Source organism: Kluyvera sp. 142486 (genome assembly GCF_046569695.1).
GTDB lineage: Bacteria > Pseudomonadota > Gammaproteobacteria > Enterobacterales > Enterobacteriaceae > Kluyvera.
Window position 1 is genome coordinate 1 of record NZ_JBKHUI010000009.1, and the last position, 18,244, is coordinate 18,244.

The 18,244-nt window shown below is 54.8% G+C and carries 17 protein-coding genes; 2 read left to right on the forward strand and 15 right to left on the reverse strand.

Annotation, left to right across the window (positions count from 1 at the left end):
* Positions 1–210 precede the first annotated feature (210 nt).
* The 3 genes from nlpE to ACLGE8_RS11440 are packed head-to-tail and all read right to left on the reverse strand — an operon-like array spanning position 211 to position 1,904.
* Positions 211–912, reverse strand: a complete 702-nt coding sequence (gene nlpE / locus ACLGE8_RS11430) for an envelope stress response activation lipoprotein NlpE (protein WP_410998575.1) — start codon at positions 910–912, stop codon at positions 211–213.
* A 36-nt stretch (positions 913–948) separates the two neighbouring features.
* On the reverse strand, positions 949–1,362 hold the full coding sequence (arfB, locus tag ACLGE8_RS11435) for an alternative ribosome rescue aminoacyl-tRNA hydrolase ArfB (RefSeq protein ID WP_410998577.1): 414 nt from the start codon (positions 1,360–1,362) through the stop codon (positions 949–951).
* Positions 1,359–1,904 (reverse strand): YaeQ family protein, encoded by a 546-nt coding sequence (locus tag ACLGE8_RS11440; protein ID WP_185669208.1) that lies wholly within the window; start codon positions 1,902–1,904, stop codon positions 1,359–1,361. Before ACLGE8_RS11440 ends, arfB begins: the two co-directional genes overlap by 4 nt.
* A gap of 176 nt (positions 1,905–2,080) precedes the next feature.
* Between ACLGE8_RS11440 and ACLGE8_RS11445 the strand changes: the two genes are divergently transcribed.
* The gene (locus ACLGE8_RS11445) at positions 2,081–2,281 is read left to right on the forward strand and encodes a YaeP family protein (protein ID WP_035891979.1); all 201 of its coding nucleotides are present in this window, start codon (positions 2,081–2,083) and stop codon (positions 2,279–2,281) included.
* Entirely contained in the window at positions 2,268–2,528 is a 261-nt protein-coding gene (rof, locus tag ACLGE8_RS11450; RefSeq protein WP_035891978.1) for a Rho-binding antiterminator, read from the forward strand. Before ACLGE8_RS11445 ends, rof begins: the two co-directional genes overlap by 14 nt.
* Before the next feature lies 1 nt (position 2,529).
* On the opposite strand, the gene tilS is transcribed toward rof, so the two are convergent.
* The 12 genes from tilS to bamA all read right to left on the reverse strand — a co-directional run bounded on the left by tilS (position 2,530) and on the right by bamA (position 18,241).
* Positions 2,530–3,846, reverse strand: coding sequence for a tRNA lysidine(34) synthetase TilS (gene tilS / locus ACLGE8_RS11455; protein ID WP_410998798.1), 1,317 nt, complete (start codon positions 3,844–3,846; stop codon positions 2,530–2,532).
* A 63-nt stretch (positions 3,847–3,909) separates the two neighbouring features.
* On the reverse strand, positions 3,910–4,299 hold the full coding sequence (locus ACLGE8_RS11460) for a VOC family protein (RefSeq protein WP_410998579.1): 390 nt from the start codon (positions 4,297–4,299) through the stop codon (positions 3,910–3,912).
* Positions 4,300–4,349: 50 nt separating this feature from the next.
* Entirely contained in the window at positions 4,350–6,500 is a 2,151-nt protein-coding gene (ldcC, locus tag ACLGE8_RS11465; RefSeq protein WP_410998581.1) for a lysine decarboxylase LdcC, read from the reverse strand.
* Positions 6,501–6,605: 105 nt separating this feature from the next.
* Complete coding sequence (accA, locus tag ACLGE8_RS11470; protein ID WP_395597231.1) at positions 6,606–7,565, reverse strand: acetyl-CoA carboxylase carboxyl transferase subunit alpha; 960 nt, start codon at positions 7,563–7,565, stop codon at positions 6,606–6,608.
* Between the two features lie 12 nt (positions 7,566–7,577).
* Positions 7,578–11,060: a DNA polymerase III subunit alpha gene (gene dnaE, locus ACLGE8_RS11475; RefSeq protein ID WP_410998584.1), complete on the reverse strand. Its 3,483-nt coding sequence runs from the start codon at positions 11,058–11,060 to the stop codon at positions 7,578–7,580.
* Between the two features lie 36 nt (positions 11,061–11,096).
* On the reverse strand, positions 11,097–11,693 hold the full coding sequence (gene rnhB, locus ACLGE8_RS11480) for a ribonuclease HII (RefSeq protein WP_035891972.1): 597 nt from the start codon (positions 11,691–11,693) through the stop codon (positions 11,097–11,099).
* Positions 11,690–12,838, reverse strand: coding sequence for a lipid-A-disaccharide synthase (lpxB, locus tag ACLGE8_RS11485; protein WP_410998586.1), 1,149 nt, complete (start codon positions 12,836–12,838; stop codon positions 11,690–11,692). The genes rnhB and lpxB overlap by 4 nt, the downstream gene beginning before the upstream one ends.
* A complete protein-coding gene (gene lpxA / locus ACLGE8_RS11490; protein WP_410998588.1) occupies positions 12,838–13,626 on the reverse strand; it encodes an acyl-ACP--UDP-N-acetylglucosamine O-acyltransferase in 789 nt (262 codons plus the stop codon). Before lpxA ends, lpxB begins: the two co-directional genes overlap by 1 nt.
* Positions 13,627–13,629: 3 nt before the next feature.
* Positions 13,630–14,085: a 3-hydroxyacyl-ACP dehydratase FabZ gene (gene fabZ / locus ACLGE8_RS11495; RefSeq protein WP_004145858.1), complete on the reverse strand. Its 456-nt coding sequence runs from the start codon at positions 14,083–14,085 to the stop codon at positions 13,630–13,632.
* 103 nt (positions 14,086–14,188) lie between these two features.
* Positions 14,189–15,214, reverse strand: coding sequence for a UDP-3-O-(3-hydroxymyristoyl)glucosamine N-acyltransferase (gene lpxD / locus ACLGE8_RS11500; protein WP_333011663.1), 1,026 nt, complete (start codon positions 15,212–15,214; stop codon positions 14,189–14,191).
* Positions 15,215–15,217: 3 nt separating this feature from the next.
* A complete protein-coding gene (skp, locus tag ACLGE8_RS11505) occupies positions 15,218–15,703 on the reverse strand; it encodes a molecular chaperone Skp (protein ID WP_106925578.1) in 486 nt (161 codons plus the stop codon).
* A 126-nt stretch (positions 15,704–15,829) separates the two neighbouring features.
* Positions 15,830–18,241: an outer membrane protein assembly factor BamA gene (bamA, locus tag ACLGE8_RS11510; RefSeq protein ID WP_410998595.1), complete on the reverse strand. Its 2,412-nt coding sequence runs from the start codon at positions 18,239–18,241 to the stop codon at positions 15,830–15,832.
* Positions 18,242–18,244: the final 3 nt, after the last annotated feature.

The window sequence follows — 18,244 nt, forward strand, 5'->3', positions numbered from 1 at the left end:
ACGGCCACATCTGGCCCTGAAGTACAAAACGCCCGATGACGTTCATCAGGCGTTTTATCGACAGAAAACTGTCAACCTATATCAGGACTAGTCACAACGCTCTTATACGACCGCAATTCTCTGTAGGCCGGATAAGGCGTTTACGCCGCCATCCGGCAATCAGCACCGAATTGCCTGATGGCGCTGCGCTTATCAGGCCTACAAATACCTTTACTTCGCGCTGGTACAGTCTTTACCCGGCGCAAACGCCCCGGCTTTATCGGCCGCCAGGGTTTTCACCATCGCACCAGTATCTGGATTTGGCTCAACGGTAAAGTGCCCTTCGACCACCAGCAGAATTGGTTTGCTGTCGCTGCCCTGTGCGGCGGCGTAGTCACGCTCCAGCTGCGCGTTATTGGCTACCGCTACGCGCTGCCCGGTGGCGCAGTCGGTAAAGATGGCCGCATCGGCCATATAGAAGTACATACCGCGCATCGCCATCGGCGTGGTTGGCAGGCTAGCTTTCACCGGTTCCAGCGTGTAGTTAAGCTTTGACTCAATCGGGTTACCTTCTCGGTCAAGCATCTCCAGCTTTTCGCCCTTCGCACGATAGTAAGACTTCTCGCCTTCGCTATCGGTCAGCACCAGCTTATCGGCGGTGCGCGCCCAGGTACCGTAGGAGCCAAACGACGACGGCTCACGGCTCACGCCCTGATAGCGTTCGTTCATCACCCAGGTACCGTCCTTTTCAAGGAACAGCGAGGTTTCAATGCCCTCACAATCGGCGCAAGGGATCACCCCACGCCAGCTTTGCTGCATCGGCGTCAACTCAGCTGCCTGAGTCGGTTTCAGGGTTTTCATTTCCGAATGGTTGCATCCGAAAAGCCCAAACAGCATCCCCGTAGCCGCAATGGCCAATATCGCTTTTTTCACCCTCAATTCCTTATTCTTATTACATCCACGTCCGGCTTAATAGCGAACTTTACCGCGCAAGTTTTTCACTGAAGACTTTTGCGCTTTCGACGTCAGCCGCCGCTCCTTCGATGCCCGAGTTGGGCGCGTCGGTCGTCGGCTTTTTTGTTCTGCGGTCAGCGTTTGGATAACGGAAACCAGGCGAGCTAACGCCGCTTCACGGTTCATTTCCTGACTGCGGTACTCCTGCGCCTTAATAATAATCACACCGTCGGCAGAAATTAAGTGGTGGCTGGCTTCGAGCAGGCGCTCTTTATAATACTCTGGCAGGCTGGAGGCCCGGATGTCAAAACGCAGATGAATCGCCGTTGAGGCCTTATTCACGTGCTGACCGCCCGCCCCCTGCGCCCGGATGGCGGTAATCGTCAACTCCGTGTCAGGAATACTTACCTGCCGGGAGATAACAATCATGCCGGCAGTTGCCACGGCGTCAGATGAATTTCCAGATTATTCTGAGCGTCAGAGAGCCAGATTGCCCCTTCCTGAATCGTCGCCTGTAGCGTCATAGTACGCTCGGCAAAAGCGCTCAGCTTCGCCAGCTGTTCATCGTCGAGGTACCAGATCGTCAGGTTCTTAAAGCCCGCCATCTTGTTCTGGTTCTGCTGCCACCAGATTTCCGCGGCACGACTATTGTAGGTGAACAACGCGACTTCCTGAGACAAGCTGCAGGCTTTTTTAATCCGACGGTCGTCCGGCAGACCCAGTTCAATCCACAGATCGATGCCCAGGTGATCGTTACGCAGCCACACTTCCGGCTCGTCCTCAGAAGAGAGCCCGCGGGTAAACTGCAGACGTTCGTTCGCGTACTTAATCCACGCCAGCAGGCGCAGCATCATGCGCTCCTGGGTCTCAGAAGGATGGCGTGCCAGCGTTAACGACGCGTCCAGAAACTGGTTGCGGTCGAGATCCGCGACGTTCACCACCGCTTTATAAATTGTTGCTTTCAGCGCCATGACTTCACTCCTGCGAAAAATGGGGCTCATTGTAGCGAAATCAGGGCCAAAAGGCTGTCCTGAATTGCATCCGCCGTCACTCATCCCGCTGATAATGCTTAAATGAGTATGATATAGTCACCTTGCTAAACAGAGATTATCTTCATAGGCTTATTGAAGCGCAGACAGGAGGGCACGTGGGCAACTATTGTGAGTTGATTCGTCAACGCTACGCAGAGATTGCGAGCGGTGATTTGGGGTATATCCCGGATGCGCTAGGTTGTGTACTGAAGGTGTTGAACGATGTTGCGGCGGATAATGCCATTTCCGAATCAATCAGGGAAAAAGCCGCGTATGCGGCGGCAAACTTACTGGTGAGCGATTATGTCGATGAATGATACTTATCAACCCATCAATTGTGATGACTATGACAATCTTGAGCTCGCCTGCCAGCACCACCTCGTCCTGTCACTGGAGCTAAAAGACGGCGAAGTGCTGCAAGCCAAGGCTCATGATCTGTTATCGCGTAAAAACGTGGAATATCTGGTCGTTGATAGCGCGGGTGAACTGCGCGAACTGCGCCTCGACCGTATTACCAGCTTCAGCCACCCCGAAATCGGGACCGTGGTCGTTAGCGAATCATGATTCAATCACGGGCGGCGTCGCTGCCCGTTTTATCCCACCTCAGCGCTATACCCTCACCTGCTTCACACGCTCCGTCGACCGTGACAAAGACACCGACAGCCGTAATAAGCGTTTCACCATAAAACAGCAGCGGCGTGGTGTCGCGCAGCCAGGGCGGCACGCCCAGTTCCTGCCATATTTTCTTTAGCTTACGGCCACCGTGGCGCCCGACAATATGCAGCATCCCCGGCGCTTTAAACCGCACGGAAACCGGTTCATCTGCTCTCGGCAGGCGAATGTCTCCTCCGGTGATACAATGCAGTTCACCGAGTTCCCCCGGCAGCACCAGCGGCATCGTGAGATCAGCCCACTCCAGCACCGATTCCGTTTGCCCCTCAAGCGCCTTCACCCACCAAAGCTGCTGCTGATAACGGCGAATCTCGAAGTTACCCAGGCGCAGGCAAGGCGTCGCGTCTTCCCGCGCCAGCGCCACCTCTTGCCATACCCGCACAAGCATCTCACGCGAAGGCATCGGCGCACCGTGCCACGCCAGCCAGCGGCGCAAAATCGCCGCCCGTTTTGGCGCGCTCATCGCCATCATTGGTTCGATGGTCAACGTCCCGACATCCGTACGCAGCCGTGCAAATTCATCCGCCAGCAGTTCATCCAACAGTTGTTCCTGTTCACCGCAGAGCGCCGCGCTTCTGGCTGCCGCTTCGGCAAAATGGGGCCAGCGGGCGTTGAGTAATGGCAGGACGCGTAGACGCAGGAAATTGCGGTCGTAGGTGTCGTCCTGATTGCTCTCGTCTTCAATCCACGTCAGTGCATGCGTCTGTGCCCACTGCAGCAACGCCGCACGGGTTTCCTGTAGCAACGGACGAATTAGCTGCGTGTCACCAAACGCTGCATGCATCGGCATTGCCGAAAGTCCGGCAGGCCCGCTGCCGCGTTTAAGCGCTAACATCAGGGTTTCACTTTGATCGTCCAGATGCTGTGCCGTCACGAGAACTTCGCCCGGCATGAGCGCATCGTGAAACGCCTGATAGCGCGCGTTTCGGGCTTCCGCCTCCAGCCCAATACCACTCTGTGCCAGTTTCACCCGCTCTACCGCCAGCGGTACCTGCCATTGCGCACAGACCTGCTGGCAGTGTTCTACCCAGCTATCGGCGTTCTGGCTAATACCGTGGTGAATATGGATTGCGCGCAGCAATAGCGTTGGCTCCTGCTGCCGCCAGCAAACCAACTGGTGCAACAGCACCGTTGAATCGAGGCCACCGCTGAACGCCACCAGAAACTGGCGGTGCGGTGAGAGTCGTTGCGCGAGCGAAGATGATGTCATGGCGATGTCATAATGGAAGATATAGCCCGGCACGTTACCGGGCCGGGAGGTTAGTGGCAAGCCTTAGTGCTGGTATAGCTCCAGCGGCAGACCGTCTGGATCATTGAAAAAAGTAAAACGCTTATCGGTAAACGGGTCGATACGGATGGCTTCACAAGCCACGCCGTGCGCCTCAAGGTGCGCCACCGCCGCATCAATGTCATCCACGCTGAACGCCAGATGACGCAGGCCACAGGCTTCCGGGCGGCTAGGACGCGCCGGCGGGAACGGGAAGGAGAACAGCTCAATCACATACTGACCGTTTAGCGCCAGGTCGCCTTTCCATGAATCACGCGCTTCCCGATAGGCTTCGCTTTGCAGCGTAAAGCCGAGAATGTCGCAGTAAAAGGACTTACTCTTTGCGTAATCGGCCGCAATAATGGCAATGTGATGAACCTGTTTTAATCCCAGCATCGTTTCTCTCCGTTAACCTTATCTCTGCACGTTACCCGCGCAGGTCGTTATCACGCAACCCCCCAATGGTTTTTTAGGACTCTCACACGGTAGACGCCATTTTCATCGCGTTTTGCACCGTGAATATCGGTTTCAAAGCCCGGATAATGTCGCCCAACGGAGCAGAGCATCAGCAGGAAGTCGAGCACCGAACGGCTCTCTTCAGTGATCATCTCACCCGGCATCAGCAGCGGTACGCCCGGCGGGTACGGCAGGATCATATTGGCCGAGACGCGCCCTACCAGATCTTCCAGCGCGACCGTTTCCACCTCGCCTTTGATCTGTTTCTGCCACGCCCGATGCGGCGTGAGCTTCATCTCAGGCAGCACGTCAAAGGCACGCAGCATCAAGCGAGGGAGATCGTGCTGGCGAATCAGGCGGTGGATCCCCTGCGCCAGATCCTGGATACGCATGTTGCGATAGAAGTCCGGATCTTCGGCGTAGAGATCCGGCAGCATATTTTTGACCCGCAGGTTAAGATCGTAGGCGCGCTTAAACTCGGTCAGCCCACGCAGCAGTCCCATCGCACGGGTTTTATCAATCCCAATACTGAACAGGAACAGCAGGTTATACGGCCCGGTCTTTTCAACGACTACGCCGTGCTCATCAAGGTATTTCGCCACCAGCGCCGCCGGAATACCGTCATCGCTCATGTTGCCCTGTTCATCCATTCCTGGCGTCAGGATCGTCACCTTCACCGGGTCGAGGAACATATGATCGGCGTCAGCGTCGCTAAATCCGTGCCACGATTCACCCGGCGACACCGGCCAGCACTCCGCTTCGTCGATGGCTTCCGGCTGCCAGATATCAAAGAACCAGCTGTCAGACTCTTCGCGCAGGCGCTGAACCTCTTTACGGAAATGCAGCGCGCGTTCCACTGAACGGTTGATCAATCGTTTGCCCGGGTTACCGCGCAGCATGGCCGCTGCCGTTTCTATCGAGGCGACGATCGGGTAGCTTGGCGAGGTGGAGGTATGCATCATAAAGGCTTCGTTGAAGGTGTCTTCATCGTAGTCACCCTTAATGTGGATTAACGAGGCCTGCGACAGCGCCGCCAACATCTTGTGGGTGGATTGGGTTTCGAAGAAGACCTTGCCCGGTACCCGCTCGCCGCTCATACCGCTTTTGCCCTGATAGATGGGGTGGAAGTGAGTATAGGGTACCCAGGCCGAGTCGAAGTGAATCGACGGCACGTCCAGCGTCTGTTTGATCCAGTTGGTGTTATACAGCAGGCCATCGTAGGTAGAGTTGGTGATCACCGCGTGCACCGGCCACTCGGCGCCATCGGTACTGTTCACCTTCTGCTGCAGGCTGTCGCGGGTAAACTCGCGTCTCGGAATGCCGCCTAGTATCCCCAGTGCGTTGCGCGTCGGCTTCAACCATAGCGGCACGACGTCGTTCATCATCAGCAAGTGTGCCAGCGACTTATGGCAGTTGCGGTCAATCAGCAGCGTGCTACCGCTCGGCGCAGCGTACATACCAACGATTTTGTTCGAGGTTGAAGTACCATTGGTCACCATATAGCTCTGCTCGGCACCAAAGGTGCGGGCGATATACTCTTCGGCTTCAAGGTGCGGCCCGGTGTGATCCAGCAGCGAGCCCAGTTCGGTGACGGAAATCGACACGTCTGCCTTCAGGGTATTGGCACCGAAGAAATCATAGAACAAGCAGCCCACCGGGCTTTTCTGGTAGGCCGTACCGCCCATGTGTCCCGGCGTACAAAAGGTGTACTTACCTTCCGTGACATAGGTAAACAGTGCCTTGGTGAACGGCGGCATGATGTTATCGAGGTACTCATCGGTGTACTGACGAATGCGCGTGGCGATATCATCGGCCTGGCCCAGCGCATACTCAAAGAACCACAGCGCCATGCGCATGTCGTGCGCGCTAACGTCCATCGTCGAGTGGTTATTGATAAAGGCGTAGAGCGGCAGATATTCATTAAGCTGATTGATCTCACCGCAGAGATCGACGCTGTATTCATCCCAATCGAAAATGACTCCGCAGATACGCGGGTTGTGTTCGATAAACTTCAGCAGGTCGGCACTGTTCTGTGGCCAGATAATTTTGAAGCCTTGCGCCAGCAGCGCGCCTTCCAGCTCCTTAATCGGTTCGTCTTTGTAGTAGACGCCGTGCGGGCCCATAATGGCGATAATATTCATGCGTTCCTCCTGGAAATCCTTTACCTATCATAGCGCAGGTAGAACGCAGACAATAAAAAAGGGCCACAAACTGTGGCCCTTTTCAGTAAGGTCTTAACGAAATCGTTAGGCGTAGCCGTAGCTCATCAGGCGCTGATAGCGGCGGTTAAGCAAATCTTCTTTGCTCAGCACGTCGAGATCGGCAAGGTCAGCCAACAGCTGCGCCTTCAGGGATGCCGCCATCACCTCTGGGTTACGGTGTGCGCCGCCCAGTGGTTCCGGAACGATAGAGTCGATAAGCTTCAGCTCTTTCAGACGCGGCGCGATGATGCCCATGGCTTCAGCAGCCAGCGGTGCTTTGTCGGCGCTTTTCCACAGAATGGACGCACAGCCTTCCGGAGAGATAACGGAATAGGTGCTGTACTGCAGCATATTCACTTTATCGCCCACGCCGATAGCCAGCGCGCCGCCGGAGCCGCCTTCGCCGATAACGGTACAGATAACCGGCACGCTCAGACGAGACATTTCACGCAGGTTGCGTGCGATAGCTTCGGACTGACCGCGCTCTTCCGCGCCCACGCCAGGATAAGCCCCTGGGGTGTCGATGAAGGTGATAATAGGCATGTTGAAGCGCTCTGCCATCTCCATCAGACGCAGGGCTTTACGATAGCCTTCAGGTGCAGGCATGCCGAAGTTACGACGGATTTTCTCTTTGGTTTCGCGACCTTTCTGATGACCAATGATCATCACCGGACGACCGTCCAGACGCGCGATACCGCCAACGATAGCTTTATCGTCAGCATAGGCGCGATCGCCCGCCAGTTCGTCAAATTCATCAAACGCCAGGCGGACATAATCCAGGGTGTACGGGCGCTGCGGATGGCGCGCCAGTTGGGCTACCTGCCATGCGCCGAGATCGGCAAAGATTTTGCGCGTCAGCTCTACGCTTTTTTCACGCAGACGATGCACTTCTTCGTCGATATTAATATCCAGTTTCTCATCCTGACGGCTAACCGCAGTCAGAGAATCGATTTTCGCTTCCAGCTCTGCAATCGGCTGTTCAAAATCAAGGAAATTCAGACTCATAGTATTCCTGTATTAGTCAAACTCCAGTTCCACCTGCTCCGAACCGATGAGGCCACGCAGATCGTTGAGTAAACGATCGCTCGGAGAGACACGCCAGGTTGCACCGAAACGCAACCGCGCACGTGCATCCGCCCTCTGATAGTAGAGATGTACTGGAATGGTTCCCGAACGATGGGGTTCCAGAGACTGACGGAGTCGGTTTAAAAGCTGGTCATCAATTTGCCTGTCCGTCAGCGAGATAGCAAGCCCACGAGCGTATTTTTCCCGGGCTTCGTCAATGTCCATCACTTCGCGGGCCATCATTTTAAGGCCGCCGCTGAAGTCATCAAAGCTGACCTGTCCGCTGACGATAAGTATGCGGTCGTTTTCCAGCAGATGCTGGTATTTTTCCAGGGCTTCGGTGAATAACATCACCTCTAACCGTCCGGATCGGTCATCCAGCGTGCAGATACCGATACGATTGCCTCTCTTGGTGACCATAACCCTTGAGGCAATCACGAGCCCCGCAGCCGTGGTCACTTTACCACGTTCTGTCGGATGCATGTCTTTTAGGCGATAGCCGCCGACATAGCGCTCAATTTCTTTGAGATACTGGTTAATCGGGTGACCCGTTAAGTATAAGCCTAACGTTTCCCGCTCACCTTCCAGTACCGTGTGTTCAGGCCAGGGTTGGCAGTTCGCATAGGACTGCTCGATCTGCTCCGGCTCCTCGGCCAATACGCCGAACATATCCGCCTGCCCAATGGCTTCCGCTTTCGCATGCTGGTCAGCAGCTTTTAACGCATCGCCCAGCGAATTCATCAGCGCGGCGCGGTGTGGGCCAAGGCGATCGAACGCCCCTGACATGATCAATTTTTCCAGCACCCGGCGGTTGAGCTTTTTGGTATCGGTGCGCGCGCAAAGGTCAAACAGTTCGCGGAAGTAGCCGCCGTTATTACGCGCTTCGATGATTGCTTCAATTGGGCCTTCACCCACGCCCTTAATCGCGCCGATACCATACACGATTTCCCCGTCATGATTAACGTGGAAATGATATAAACCGGAATTGATATCCGGCGGCAGGATTTTTAGCCCCATTCGCCAGCATTCATCCACAAGGCCGACCACCTTCTCGGTGTTATCCATATCGGCGGTCATTACCGCTGCCATAAACTCAGCGGGATAGTGTGCTTTCAGCCACAGCGTCTGATAGGACACTAAAGCATAAGCAGCGGAGTGCGATTTGTTAAACCCGTAACCGGCGAATTTCTCTACCAGGTCAAAGATTTTCATCGCCAGTTCGCCGTCAACACCGCGACTTTTCGCCCCTTCTTCAAAGGTGCCGCGCTGCTTGGCCATCTCTTCCGGCTTTTTCTTACCCATTGCACGACGCAGCATATCCGCGCCGCCGAGGGTATAGCCGGAAAGCTCCTGGGCAATCTGCATGACCTGTTCTTGATACAGGATGATGCCGTACGTTGGTTCCAGCACCGGCTTCAGACATTCGTGCTGCCACTGTACGTCTGGGTATGAGATCTCTTCTCGCCCGTGCTTACGGTCGATAAAGTTATCTACCATCCCTGACTGCAGGGGGCCCGGTCGGAACAGAGCCACCAGTGCGATCATATCTTCGAAGCAGTCAGGCTGCAGACGTTTAATCAGGTCTTTCATGCCGCGGGATTCAAGCTGGAAGACCGCGGTGGTCTCCGAGCGCTGCAGCATATCAAAGCTTTTCTTATCGTCGAGCGGAATGGCCGCAATATCCAGCGGCGGCTCGCCGTTACGTTCACGCCGGGCGTTGATCATTTCCAGCGCCCAGTTGATGATGGTGAGCGTACGCAGGCCGAGGAAGTCGAACTTCACCAGCCCGGCGTATTCGACGTCGTTCTTATCAAACTGGGTAACCGGGTGCAGACCCTGCTCATCGCAGTACAGCGGCGCAAAGTCGGTAATTTTTGTCGGTGCGATAACCACACCACCGGCGTGTTTACCGGCGTTTCGGGTGACACCTTCAAGCTTACGCGCCATATCAATCAGCGCGCGAACCTCTTCATCCGCCTCATAAATTTCCGGCAGTTGCGGTTCAGCTTCAAAAGCTTTCGCCAGCGTCATTCCCGGATCGGGCGGCACCAGCTTAGAGATACGATCCACGAAGCCGTACGGGTGACCCAGGACACGGCCCACGTCGCGGATAACCGCTTTCGCCGCCATAGTACCGAAGGTGATGATCTGCGATACCGCATCACGCCCGTACATTTCCGCCACGTGTTCGATAACCTGGTCGCGTTTCTCCATGCAGAAGTCGACGTCGAAGTCGGGCATCGAGACACGTTCCGGGTTAAGGAAGCGTTCGAACAGCAGGTCAAACTCCAGCGGATCGAGGTCGGTAATTTTCAGCGCATACGCCACTAAAGAGCCCGCACCGGAACCACGGCCCGGCCCAACCGGCACGCCGTTATCTTTCGACCACTGGATAAATTCCATCACGATCAGGAAGTAGCCGGGGAAGCCCATCTGGTTGATAACTTTAAGTTCTGTCTCCAGACGTTCATCGTACGGCGGGCGCTTCTCTTCGCGCACTTTCGGATCGGGGAACAGAAATGCAAGGCGTTCTTCCAGACCTTCACGTGATTTGACAACGAGGAAGTCCTCGGTGGTCATATCGCCGGTCGGGAACTGCGGCAGGAAGTACTCGCCCAGACGCACCGTGACATTACAGCGCTTGGCGATTTCAACGGTGTTTTCCAACGCTTCCGGGATGTCGGAGAACAGCTCACACATCTCGTCTTCGCTGCGCATATACTGCTGCGCAGAGTAGTTGCGCGGACGTTTCGGGTCGTCGAGAGTAAAACCATCGTGGATGGCGACGCGGATTTCGTGCGCGTCAAAGTCGCCCGGTTCGAGGAAGCGGACATCGTTGGTCGCCACCACCGGCAGACCGCGCGTTTCCGCCAGCTCTACCGCCGCATGCAGGTAAGTTTCTTCATCCTGACGACCGGTACGAATCAGCTCGAGGAAATAGCAGTTGGGAAAATGTTCTTCATAAAAATCAACGCACTGATCCACCAGTGCCATATTACCGCGCAGCAGGCTGCGCCCGACGTCGCCCATGCGGCCGCCGGACAGCAAAATCAGCCCCTCTTTCAGCTCAATCAGCCAGTCACGATCGATGATCGGGCCAGCCGCGCCGTAGCCGCGTTGATAGGCTTTGGAGATCAGCAGCGTCAGGTTCTGGTAGCCGGTGTTATTGGCCGCCAGCACCGTTAAATGGGTGAGTTCGTCGCCGAACAGTTCGCTCTGAACGTTAAAATCTGCGCCGACGATCGGCTTGATTCCGGCACCGTGGCCCGCTCCGTAGAACTTCACCAGGCCGCACAGGTTAGTAAAATCGGTGATCGCCAGCGCAGGCATGCCAAGCGCGGCCGCCTTTTTCACCAGCGGCCCGGTTTTTGCCAGCCCATCGATCATGGAGTAGTCGCTATGCACCCGCAGGTGCACGAAACGTGGTTCAGCCATCTTTAGATTCCGGTTTACTTATTCACGACACACGAATCAGGACGCAAGTCCCAGTGCACGTTTGACGGGAGCAAAGCTGCGTCGGTGATGCTCGGTAGCGCCATATTGCGCCAGCGCTTCCAGATGGAAAGCGGTTGGATAGCCCTTATGCTGGGCAAAACCGTACTGCGGGAACACTTTATCCAGCTCAGTCATCTCGGCATCTCGCGTCACTTTAGCGAGAATAGACGCCGCGCTGATTTCCGCCACTCGGCTATCGCCTTTCACTACCGCCATAGACGGCATTGGCAGCGCCGGGCAACGATTGCCGTCGATCAGCACATATTCCGGCGGGATAGAGAGCCCGGCAACGGCGCGCTGCATCGCCAGCATGGTGGCATGCAGAATATTCAGTTCGTCGATTTCATGCGGCTCCGCGCGGCCAAGGCTCCAGCACAGCGCTTTTTCTTTGATTTCATCAAACAGCGCCAGGCGGCGTTTTTCGCTCAGCTTTTTGGAGTCGTTCAGGCCGACAATCGGGCGTGCAGGGTCGAGAATGACGGCTGCGGTAACGACCGCGCCAATCAGCGGGCCACGGCCCACTTCATCCACACCCGCGACTAAATGGGTATGGGGATATTCAAATTCAATCATTGTGCAAGCTCCAGCACCGCATCTGCCGCCTGTTCATCGGCATTGCAGCGAATTTGCAGGTGCAGGTCGCGGAACGTATCGTGCATTGCGTGGCTGGTCTTACCGTTTGCCAGCAGCGGCTGCAGCGCGTCGGCTAACGCCTGCGGCTGGCATTCGTCCTGCAACAACTCTTTCACCAGCTCACGACCGGCGAGCAGGTTTGGCAGGGAGACGTAGTCGGTTTTCACCAGACGCTGCGCCAGCCAGAAGGTGAACGGCTTCATACGATAGCCCACCACCATCGGGCATTTCGCCAGCATACACTCCAGCGCCGCCGTCCCGGAGGCCAGCAGAGCGGCATCGCTGGCGATCATCGCTTCACGCGCCATACCGTCCAGCATATGCACGGAAAGATCTGGCGCCACTTCTGCCTTGATACGTTCAAACTGTTCGCGACGCTTTGCATTCACCAGCGGGACCACGACCTCAAGGTCCGGATACTGCTGGCGCAAAAGCTGCGCGGTTTTTAAAAAGTCAGCGCTGAGCATTTCCACTTCAGCACCGCGACTGCCGGGTAACAGTGCCAGGCAGTGCACATCGTGGGCGATACCCAGCGTATCCCGTGCGGCATTTTTATCGGGGTCGAGCGGCATGGCATCCGCCATGGTATGACCGATAAAGCGGCATGGGACGTTAAATTTGTCATAAAACGCTTTTTCAAAAGGCAGAAAAGCGAGCACCAGGTCAGTGGCTCTGCCAATTTTGAAGACGCGTTTCTGTCGCCAGGCCCAAACGGACGGGCTAACATAGTGAATGGTTTTGATCCCCTGCTTCTTAAGGTTGCCCTCAAGGGTGATATTGAAATCGGGGGCATCAATGCCGACAAAGACGTCGGGTTTGAGATCGGTAAAGCGTTTGGTCAGGTCAGCGCGAATGTGCAGCAGACGACGCAGTCGCCCCAGCACTTCAACGATGCCCATCACCGCCAGCTCCTCCATTTCGTACCAGGCTTCGCAACCTTCAGCCTGCATACGTGGGCCCGCAACGCCAACAAAACGAGCGTTGGGAACTCGCGCCTTGAGGGCGCGAATCAGACCGGCACCAAGAATATCGCCGGAGGTTTCTCCGGCGACCAGGGCAATCGTTAGTGGACGCTGCTCAGTCATTAACGAATCAGGCCACGCGTAGAGCGCGCGAAGAAATCGCTAAATGGCTGAACTTCCGGATACTGCTTCGCCAGTTCGGCGATTTCCGGTTTCACTTCGTCCAACGTTTTGCCGCTGCGGTACAACGCTTTATAGGCGTTGCGGATCGCGGTGATCGCTTCACGGCTAAAGCCGCGGCGCTTCAGGCCTTCGATGTTGACGCCAAACGGCGTCGCGTGGTTGCCCTGAGCAATAACGTACGGTGGCACATCCTGAGCAACGCCAGAACAGCCGCCAACCATCACGTGTGCACCGATAATGCAGAACTGGTGCACGGCGGTCATGCCGCCGATGATAACAAAATCATCCAGCGATACGTGACCTGCGAGGGTCGCGTTATTGGCCAGGATGCAGCGGTTACCTACGGTACAATCGTGCGCTACGTGAGCGTTGATCATCAGCAGGTTATCGCTGCCCACCTTCGTCAATCCACCGCCCTGTTCTGTGCCACGGTGAATGGTGACGCTTTCGCGAATGCGGTTGCGATCGCCAATTTCCACGCGAGTTGGTTCACCAGCATATTTCAGATCCTGGTTAACTTCCCCGATAGAGGCGAACTGATAGATCTCGTTATCACGTCCAATAGTAGTATGGCCGTTAACAACAACGTGAGACTTCAGTACGGTGCCTTCGCCGATAACGACGTTTGGCCCCACAATACAAAACGGACCAATGTGGGCATTAGCACCGATAACGGCGCCGTCTTCCACAATGGCAGTAGGATGGATAAAGGCGGTTTTATCAATCACGGATCAGGCCTCCCGGCTACGCGCACACATCATCGTCGCTTCGCAAACCACTTTACCGTCTACCAGCGCAACGCCTTTAAAGCGAGTCAGGCCACGGCGAGTTTTCTCGAAGGTGACTTCCATAATCATCTGATCGCCAGGCACAACAGGACGCTTGAAGCGCGCTTCGTCGATGCCAGCAAAGTAGTACAGCTCGCCCGGCTCCAGTTTACCAACGCTTTTAAACGCCAGAATACCTGTTGCCTGCGCCATTGCTTCCAGAATCAGCACGCCCGGTAAAATCGGTTTGCCAGGGAAGTGGCCCTGGAAAAACGGCTCATTTACGGAAACATTTTTCACTGCGCGCAGAAAACGACCTTCTTCAAAATCCAGCACGCGGTCTACCAGTAAGAACGGGTAGCGGTGCGGCAGAAGTTCTAAAATCTCTTCAATGTGCAGAGTATGAGTGTCAGTTGTCAAAATACTCTTCCTGTCAAAATATACTAAGGGGCAATAATAACACGGCCTGCCGGATTACAAGAATGCCGACAGGCCGGAAAGTATCATGCGATACAGATGAAAATTAGTCTTGATTATCAAGCTTGCGTTCTACTGCTTTGAGACGCTTGCTCATTTCATCAATATTCATCACCAGTGCGGCAGTTTTGCGCCATGCCTTATTAGGCTGGAGCGGAATACCCGACGAGTAAACGCCTGGTTCGGTAATAGGACGCATGACCATGCCCATACCGGTTACTGTCACTTTGTCGCAAATTTCCATATGGCCGTTGATGACGCTGGCACCGCCAATCATGCAATAACGACCAATTTTCAGGCTACCGGCCATGATAACACCGCCTGCAACCGCAGTATTGTCGCCAATCACCACGTTGTGCGCAATCTGGCACTGGTTATCAATGATAACACCGTTGCCGATCTGCGTGTCATCAAGCGCACCGCGGTCGATCGTCGTACAGGCACCGATCTCTACACGATCGCCAATAATGACGCGACCAAGTTGAGGGATCTTCACCCAATTACCACGATCGTTGGCATAGCCGAAACCATCCGCGCCGATCACCGTGCTGGATTGGATCAGGCAATTCTCACCGATCTCGACTTCGTGGTAAATGGTGACATTAGCCCACAGACGTGAACCCGCGCCAATTTTCGTTTTTTTACCAACGAAACACCCCGCCCCAATCACGACGTTATCGCCCAGCACAACGTCAGACTCAATCACCGCATTCGCGCCGATGGAGACGTTGTTACCGAGTACCGCAGACGGACTGATGACCGCGCTCGGGGCGATATCCTGCGCCGGCTGTGGCGTGGTATCTAAAATTTGAGCCATACGTGCGTAAGTCAGGTAGGGATTCTTCACTACCAGCGCAGCGCCTTTGGCAAAAGGCAGTAAATCTTGCGTCAGGACAATCGCCGACGCTTCGCACGCAGACAGGTGATCACGGTACTTAGGGTTAACCAGGAACGTGATTTGACCCGCTTTAGCGGATTGCATGGACGCGACAGCGGTGATGACGATATCGCCATCACCGTGTAATTCCGCATCCAACTGCTGAGCTAAGTCAGCCAGTCGAATTGAAGGCATTACTTATTTAACCTGTTTCAGTACATCAGCGGTGATGTCTTTAACATCGCTGCTGTTGAATGCAACGGCGTTAGCATCAACAACCAGGTCAATGCTCTGGCTGGCAGCAACGGATTTCACAGCAGTCTGGATACGAGTAACCAGTTTGCCACGTTCTTCGTTGGTGCGACGCTGACGGTCCTGTTCAAAGGACTGTGCTTTCTGGGAGAAAGTCTGACGCTGGGAAGAGATGTCTTTTTCCAGCTTGGTGCGATCGGCACCTGCTTTCATAGACTGCAGACGCTGCATTTTAGACTGCAGGTCACCTTCCATACGCTGAAGTTCTCCAGCACGGCCTTTGAATTCGTTTTCCAGGGTGCTGGAAACGCCAGTTTTCTGTGCAACTTGCTGGAACAGGCTACCCATATTAACAATTGCAATTTTGTCTGCTGCTTGAGCAGATGCAGCCATTGCTAAACCCAGACCTGCAGCGACTAACCACTTTTTCACAATAATACTCCTTACCATCCCATATGTACCCGAGGGTACTGTTCTTTTGGTGGCCGAAGCCACCTTGACGCTATCGCCTAATGCCAGCAAAACTACACTGAACTTGCATTCCTTTGCAAAGAGCAATTACCAGGTTTTACCAATGTTAAACTGGAACTGCTCGGATTTGTCGCCCTCGTATTTCTTATACGGCTGGGCGTAGGAGAAGACCAACGGCCCTAATGGGGACATCCATTGTAATGCGATACCCGCGGACATACGGATATTGCTTGGATCGCTGTAATCTGGAATGCCTAAATTCTTCATATCCGCCGTGTTCTGCCAGTTGGTATCCCACACGGTACCGGCATCCCAGAAGAACGAAGTACGCACCGAGTTCGCGTATTTGTCGCTGATAAACGGCGTTGGGACGATCAGCTCAAGGCTGGCCACACCCATGGCGTTACCACCGACCGCATCGTCAGACTTACAGTAACCGCCGCTCTGGTCGCAGTTATCCAACCCTGGCCCACCGTTATAGACCGCTTTTGGACCAATGGTGTTGGATTGGAAGCCACGCACTGTGCTGGAGCCACCGGCATAGAAGTTCTCATAGAACGGCAGTTCTTTACCGCCTAAACCATCACCGTAGCCCCACTTGGTACGACCCAGAACCACCCACTTGTGATCTTCATCCAGTGGGAAGTAGGACGCCGTATCCAACGTCACCTTGTAGAATTCGTTGTCGGAGCCCGGAATAGTGACTTTACCGTTCAGGTTGACGCGCGAACCGTCCGTCGGGAAGTAGCCGCGGTCAAGTCGGTTATAGGTCCAACCGTAGTTAAAGGTGAAGTCATCTGCCGTAAACCCATTATCGTCGGTAGTCGTTCCCGGGTTCTGACCGATAGATTTCAGATAACGCCACATCGCCACCTGCGGTTCCATATTGGACAGGTCGTTGTGGACATAGCCCAGACCCGCACGCAGTGAGTTGTATTCGTTAATCGGGAAGCCCAGCGTACCGTCTACACCATAACTTTTGTTGGTATAGGACGACAGGTCAGCATCATCCGCTTTAAAGTCATTGTAGAAGAGACGGCCGCCAAGGCTAACACCATCCACCGTAAAGTACGGGTTGGTCACAGAAAGCTCGGTATAGGTCTGGTAGTCGTTCTTGGTACCGTTGATACCGACAGAGTAACCGGTACCTAACCAGTTATCCTGCTGAACGCCTGCCTGGAAGCTCACGCCACTTTCCGTACCGTAGCCCACACCGAAGTTGAAGCTACCGGTGTTACGCTCTTTCACCTTGTAAACCACATCTACCTGATCCGGGCTGCCCGGCACGCGTTGGGTTTCGGTGTCGACGGTTTCGAAGTAGCCCAGACGGTTCAGACGATCTTTACCCTGGTCAACTAAATCGCCGCCCAGCCACGCCCCTTCCATCTGGCGCATTTCGCGACGCAGAACGGAATCTTTTGAGGTGTCGTTGCCTTCAAAGCGAATGTTACGCACGTAGAAACGGTTACCCGCATCAACGTTGATATGCAGCTTAACGGTTTTATCCGTGTCGTTGATTTCAGGCTGAGACTGTACGCGTGGATACGCGTATCCGTAGCGACCAAGAAGTTTCTTAATGTTATCTTCCATTTTGGTCACTTTCGCGCCGTTATAGAGTTCGCCTGGTTCAATCTTGGTCAGGCCTTCAATTTCAGCCGAATGCCCTGCCAGGTTACCCGTCACCTGCACGCCAGACAGTTTGTACTGGTCGCCTTCGGTGATGTTAACGGTGATGTAGATGCCTTTTTTGTCTGGTGTCAGGCTCACCTGCGTGGAATCGATGTTGAAACGGGCGTAACCGCGATCCAGGTAGTAGCTGCGCAGGGTTTCAAGGTCACCCGCCAGCTTCTGTTTCTGGTATTTACGATCGCCAACCACGTTCCACCACGGCACTTCATCACGCAGCTGGAATGTTGAGATTAGATCTTCGGTACTGAACGCATGGTTACCGACGATGTTGATCTGTTGAATCTGGGCGGAAACCCCTTCCTGGAAGACCAGCTTCAGGTCGACACGGTTACGCGGCAGTGGCGTAACAACCGCCTTCACGCTCGCGCTGTACTTACCGACGCTGTAGTAGAAATCTTCCAGTCCTTTTTCGATATCGGACAGGGTTGTACGGTCGAGAGATTCACCAACACGGACACCTGAAGCCTCAAGGTTCTGCTTCAGCATGTCATCTTTCACCGACTTGTTGCCGGAGAAGGTGATGCTGGCGATCGTTGGGCGTTCTTTGACCTGCACCAGTAACACATCGCCGTCTCTCAGAACGCGAACGTCCTCAAAGTTACCCGTGGCAAACAGGGCGCGAATGGTGTTACTGATATCATCATCAGAGACGGTATCGCCAGGACGTACTGGCATACTGAGAAGGGCCGCACCAACAGCGACACGCTGCAAGCCTTCGAAATGAATGTCCTTCACTACGAACCCGTCAGCACCGTATACGGTTGCGCTGCTAAACAGCAGCGACGCTATAAGCAACTTTTTCATCGCCATCGT

Coding starts and splice junctions, on each gene's coding strand:
- dnaE (WP_410998584.1), bottom strand. CDS start 11,060: ATGGCTGAACCACGTTTCGTGCACCTGCGGGTGCATAGCGACTACTCC.
- rof (WP_035891978.1), top strand. CDS start 2,268: ATGTCGATGAATGATACTTATCAACCCATCAATTGTGATGACTATGAC.
- lpxB (WP_410998586.1), bottom strand. CDS start 12,838: ATGACTGAGCAGCGTCCACTAACGATTGCCCTGGTCGCCGGAGAAACC.
- ldcC (WP_410998581.1), bottom strand. CDS start 6,500: ATGAATATTATCGCCATTATGGGCCCGCACGGCGTCTACTACAAAGAC.
- rnhB (WP_035891972.1), bottom strand. CDS start 11,693: ATGATTGAATTTGAATATCCCCATACCCATTTAGTCGCGGGTGTGGAT.
- lpxD (WP_333011663.1), bottom strand. CDS start 15,214: ATGCCTTCAATTCGACTGGCTGACTTAGCTCAGCAGTTGGATGCGGAA.
- arfB (WP_410998577.1), bottom strand. CDS start 1,362: ATGATTGTTATCTCCCGGCAGGTAAGTATTCCTGACACGGAGTTGACG.
- accA (WP_395597231.1), bottom strand. CDS start 7,565: ATGAGTCTGAATTTCCTTGATTTTGAACAGCCGATTGCAGAGCTGGAA.
- tilS (WP_410998798.1), bottom strand. CDS start 3,846: ATGACATCATCTTCGCTCGCGCAACGACTCTCACCGCACCGCCAGTTT.
- ACLGE8_RS11460 (WP_410998579.1), bottom strand. CDS start 4,299: ATGCTGGGATTAAAACAGGTTCATCACATTGCCATTATTGCGGCCGAT.
- bamA (WP_410998595.1), bottom strand. CDS start 18,241: ATGGCGATGAAAAAGTTGCTTATAGCGTCGCTGCTGTTTAGCAGCGCA.
- ACLGE8_RS11440 (WP_185669208.1), bottom strand. CDS start 1,904: ATGGCGCTGAAAGCAACAATTTATAAAGCGGTGGTGAACGTCGCGGAT.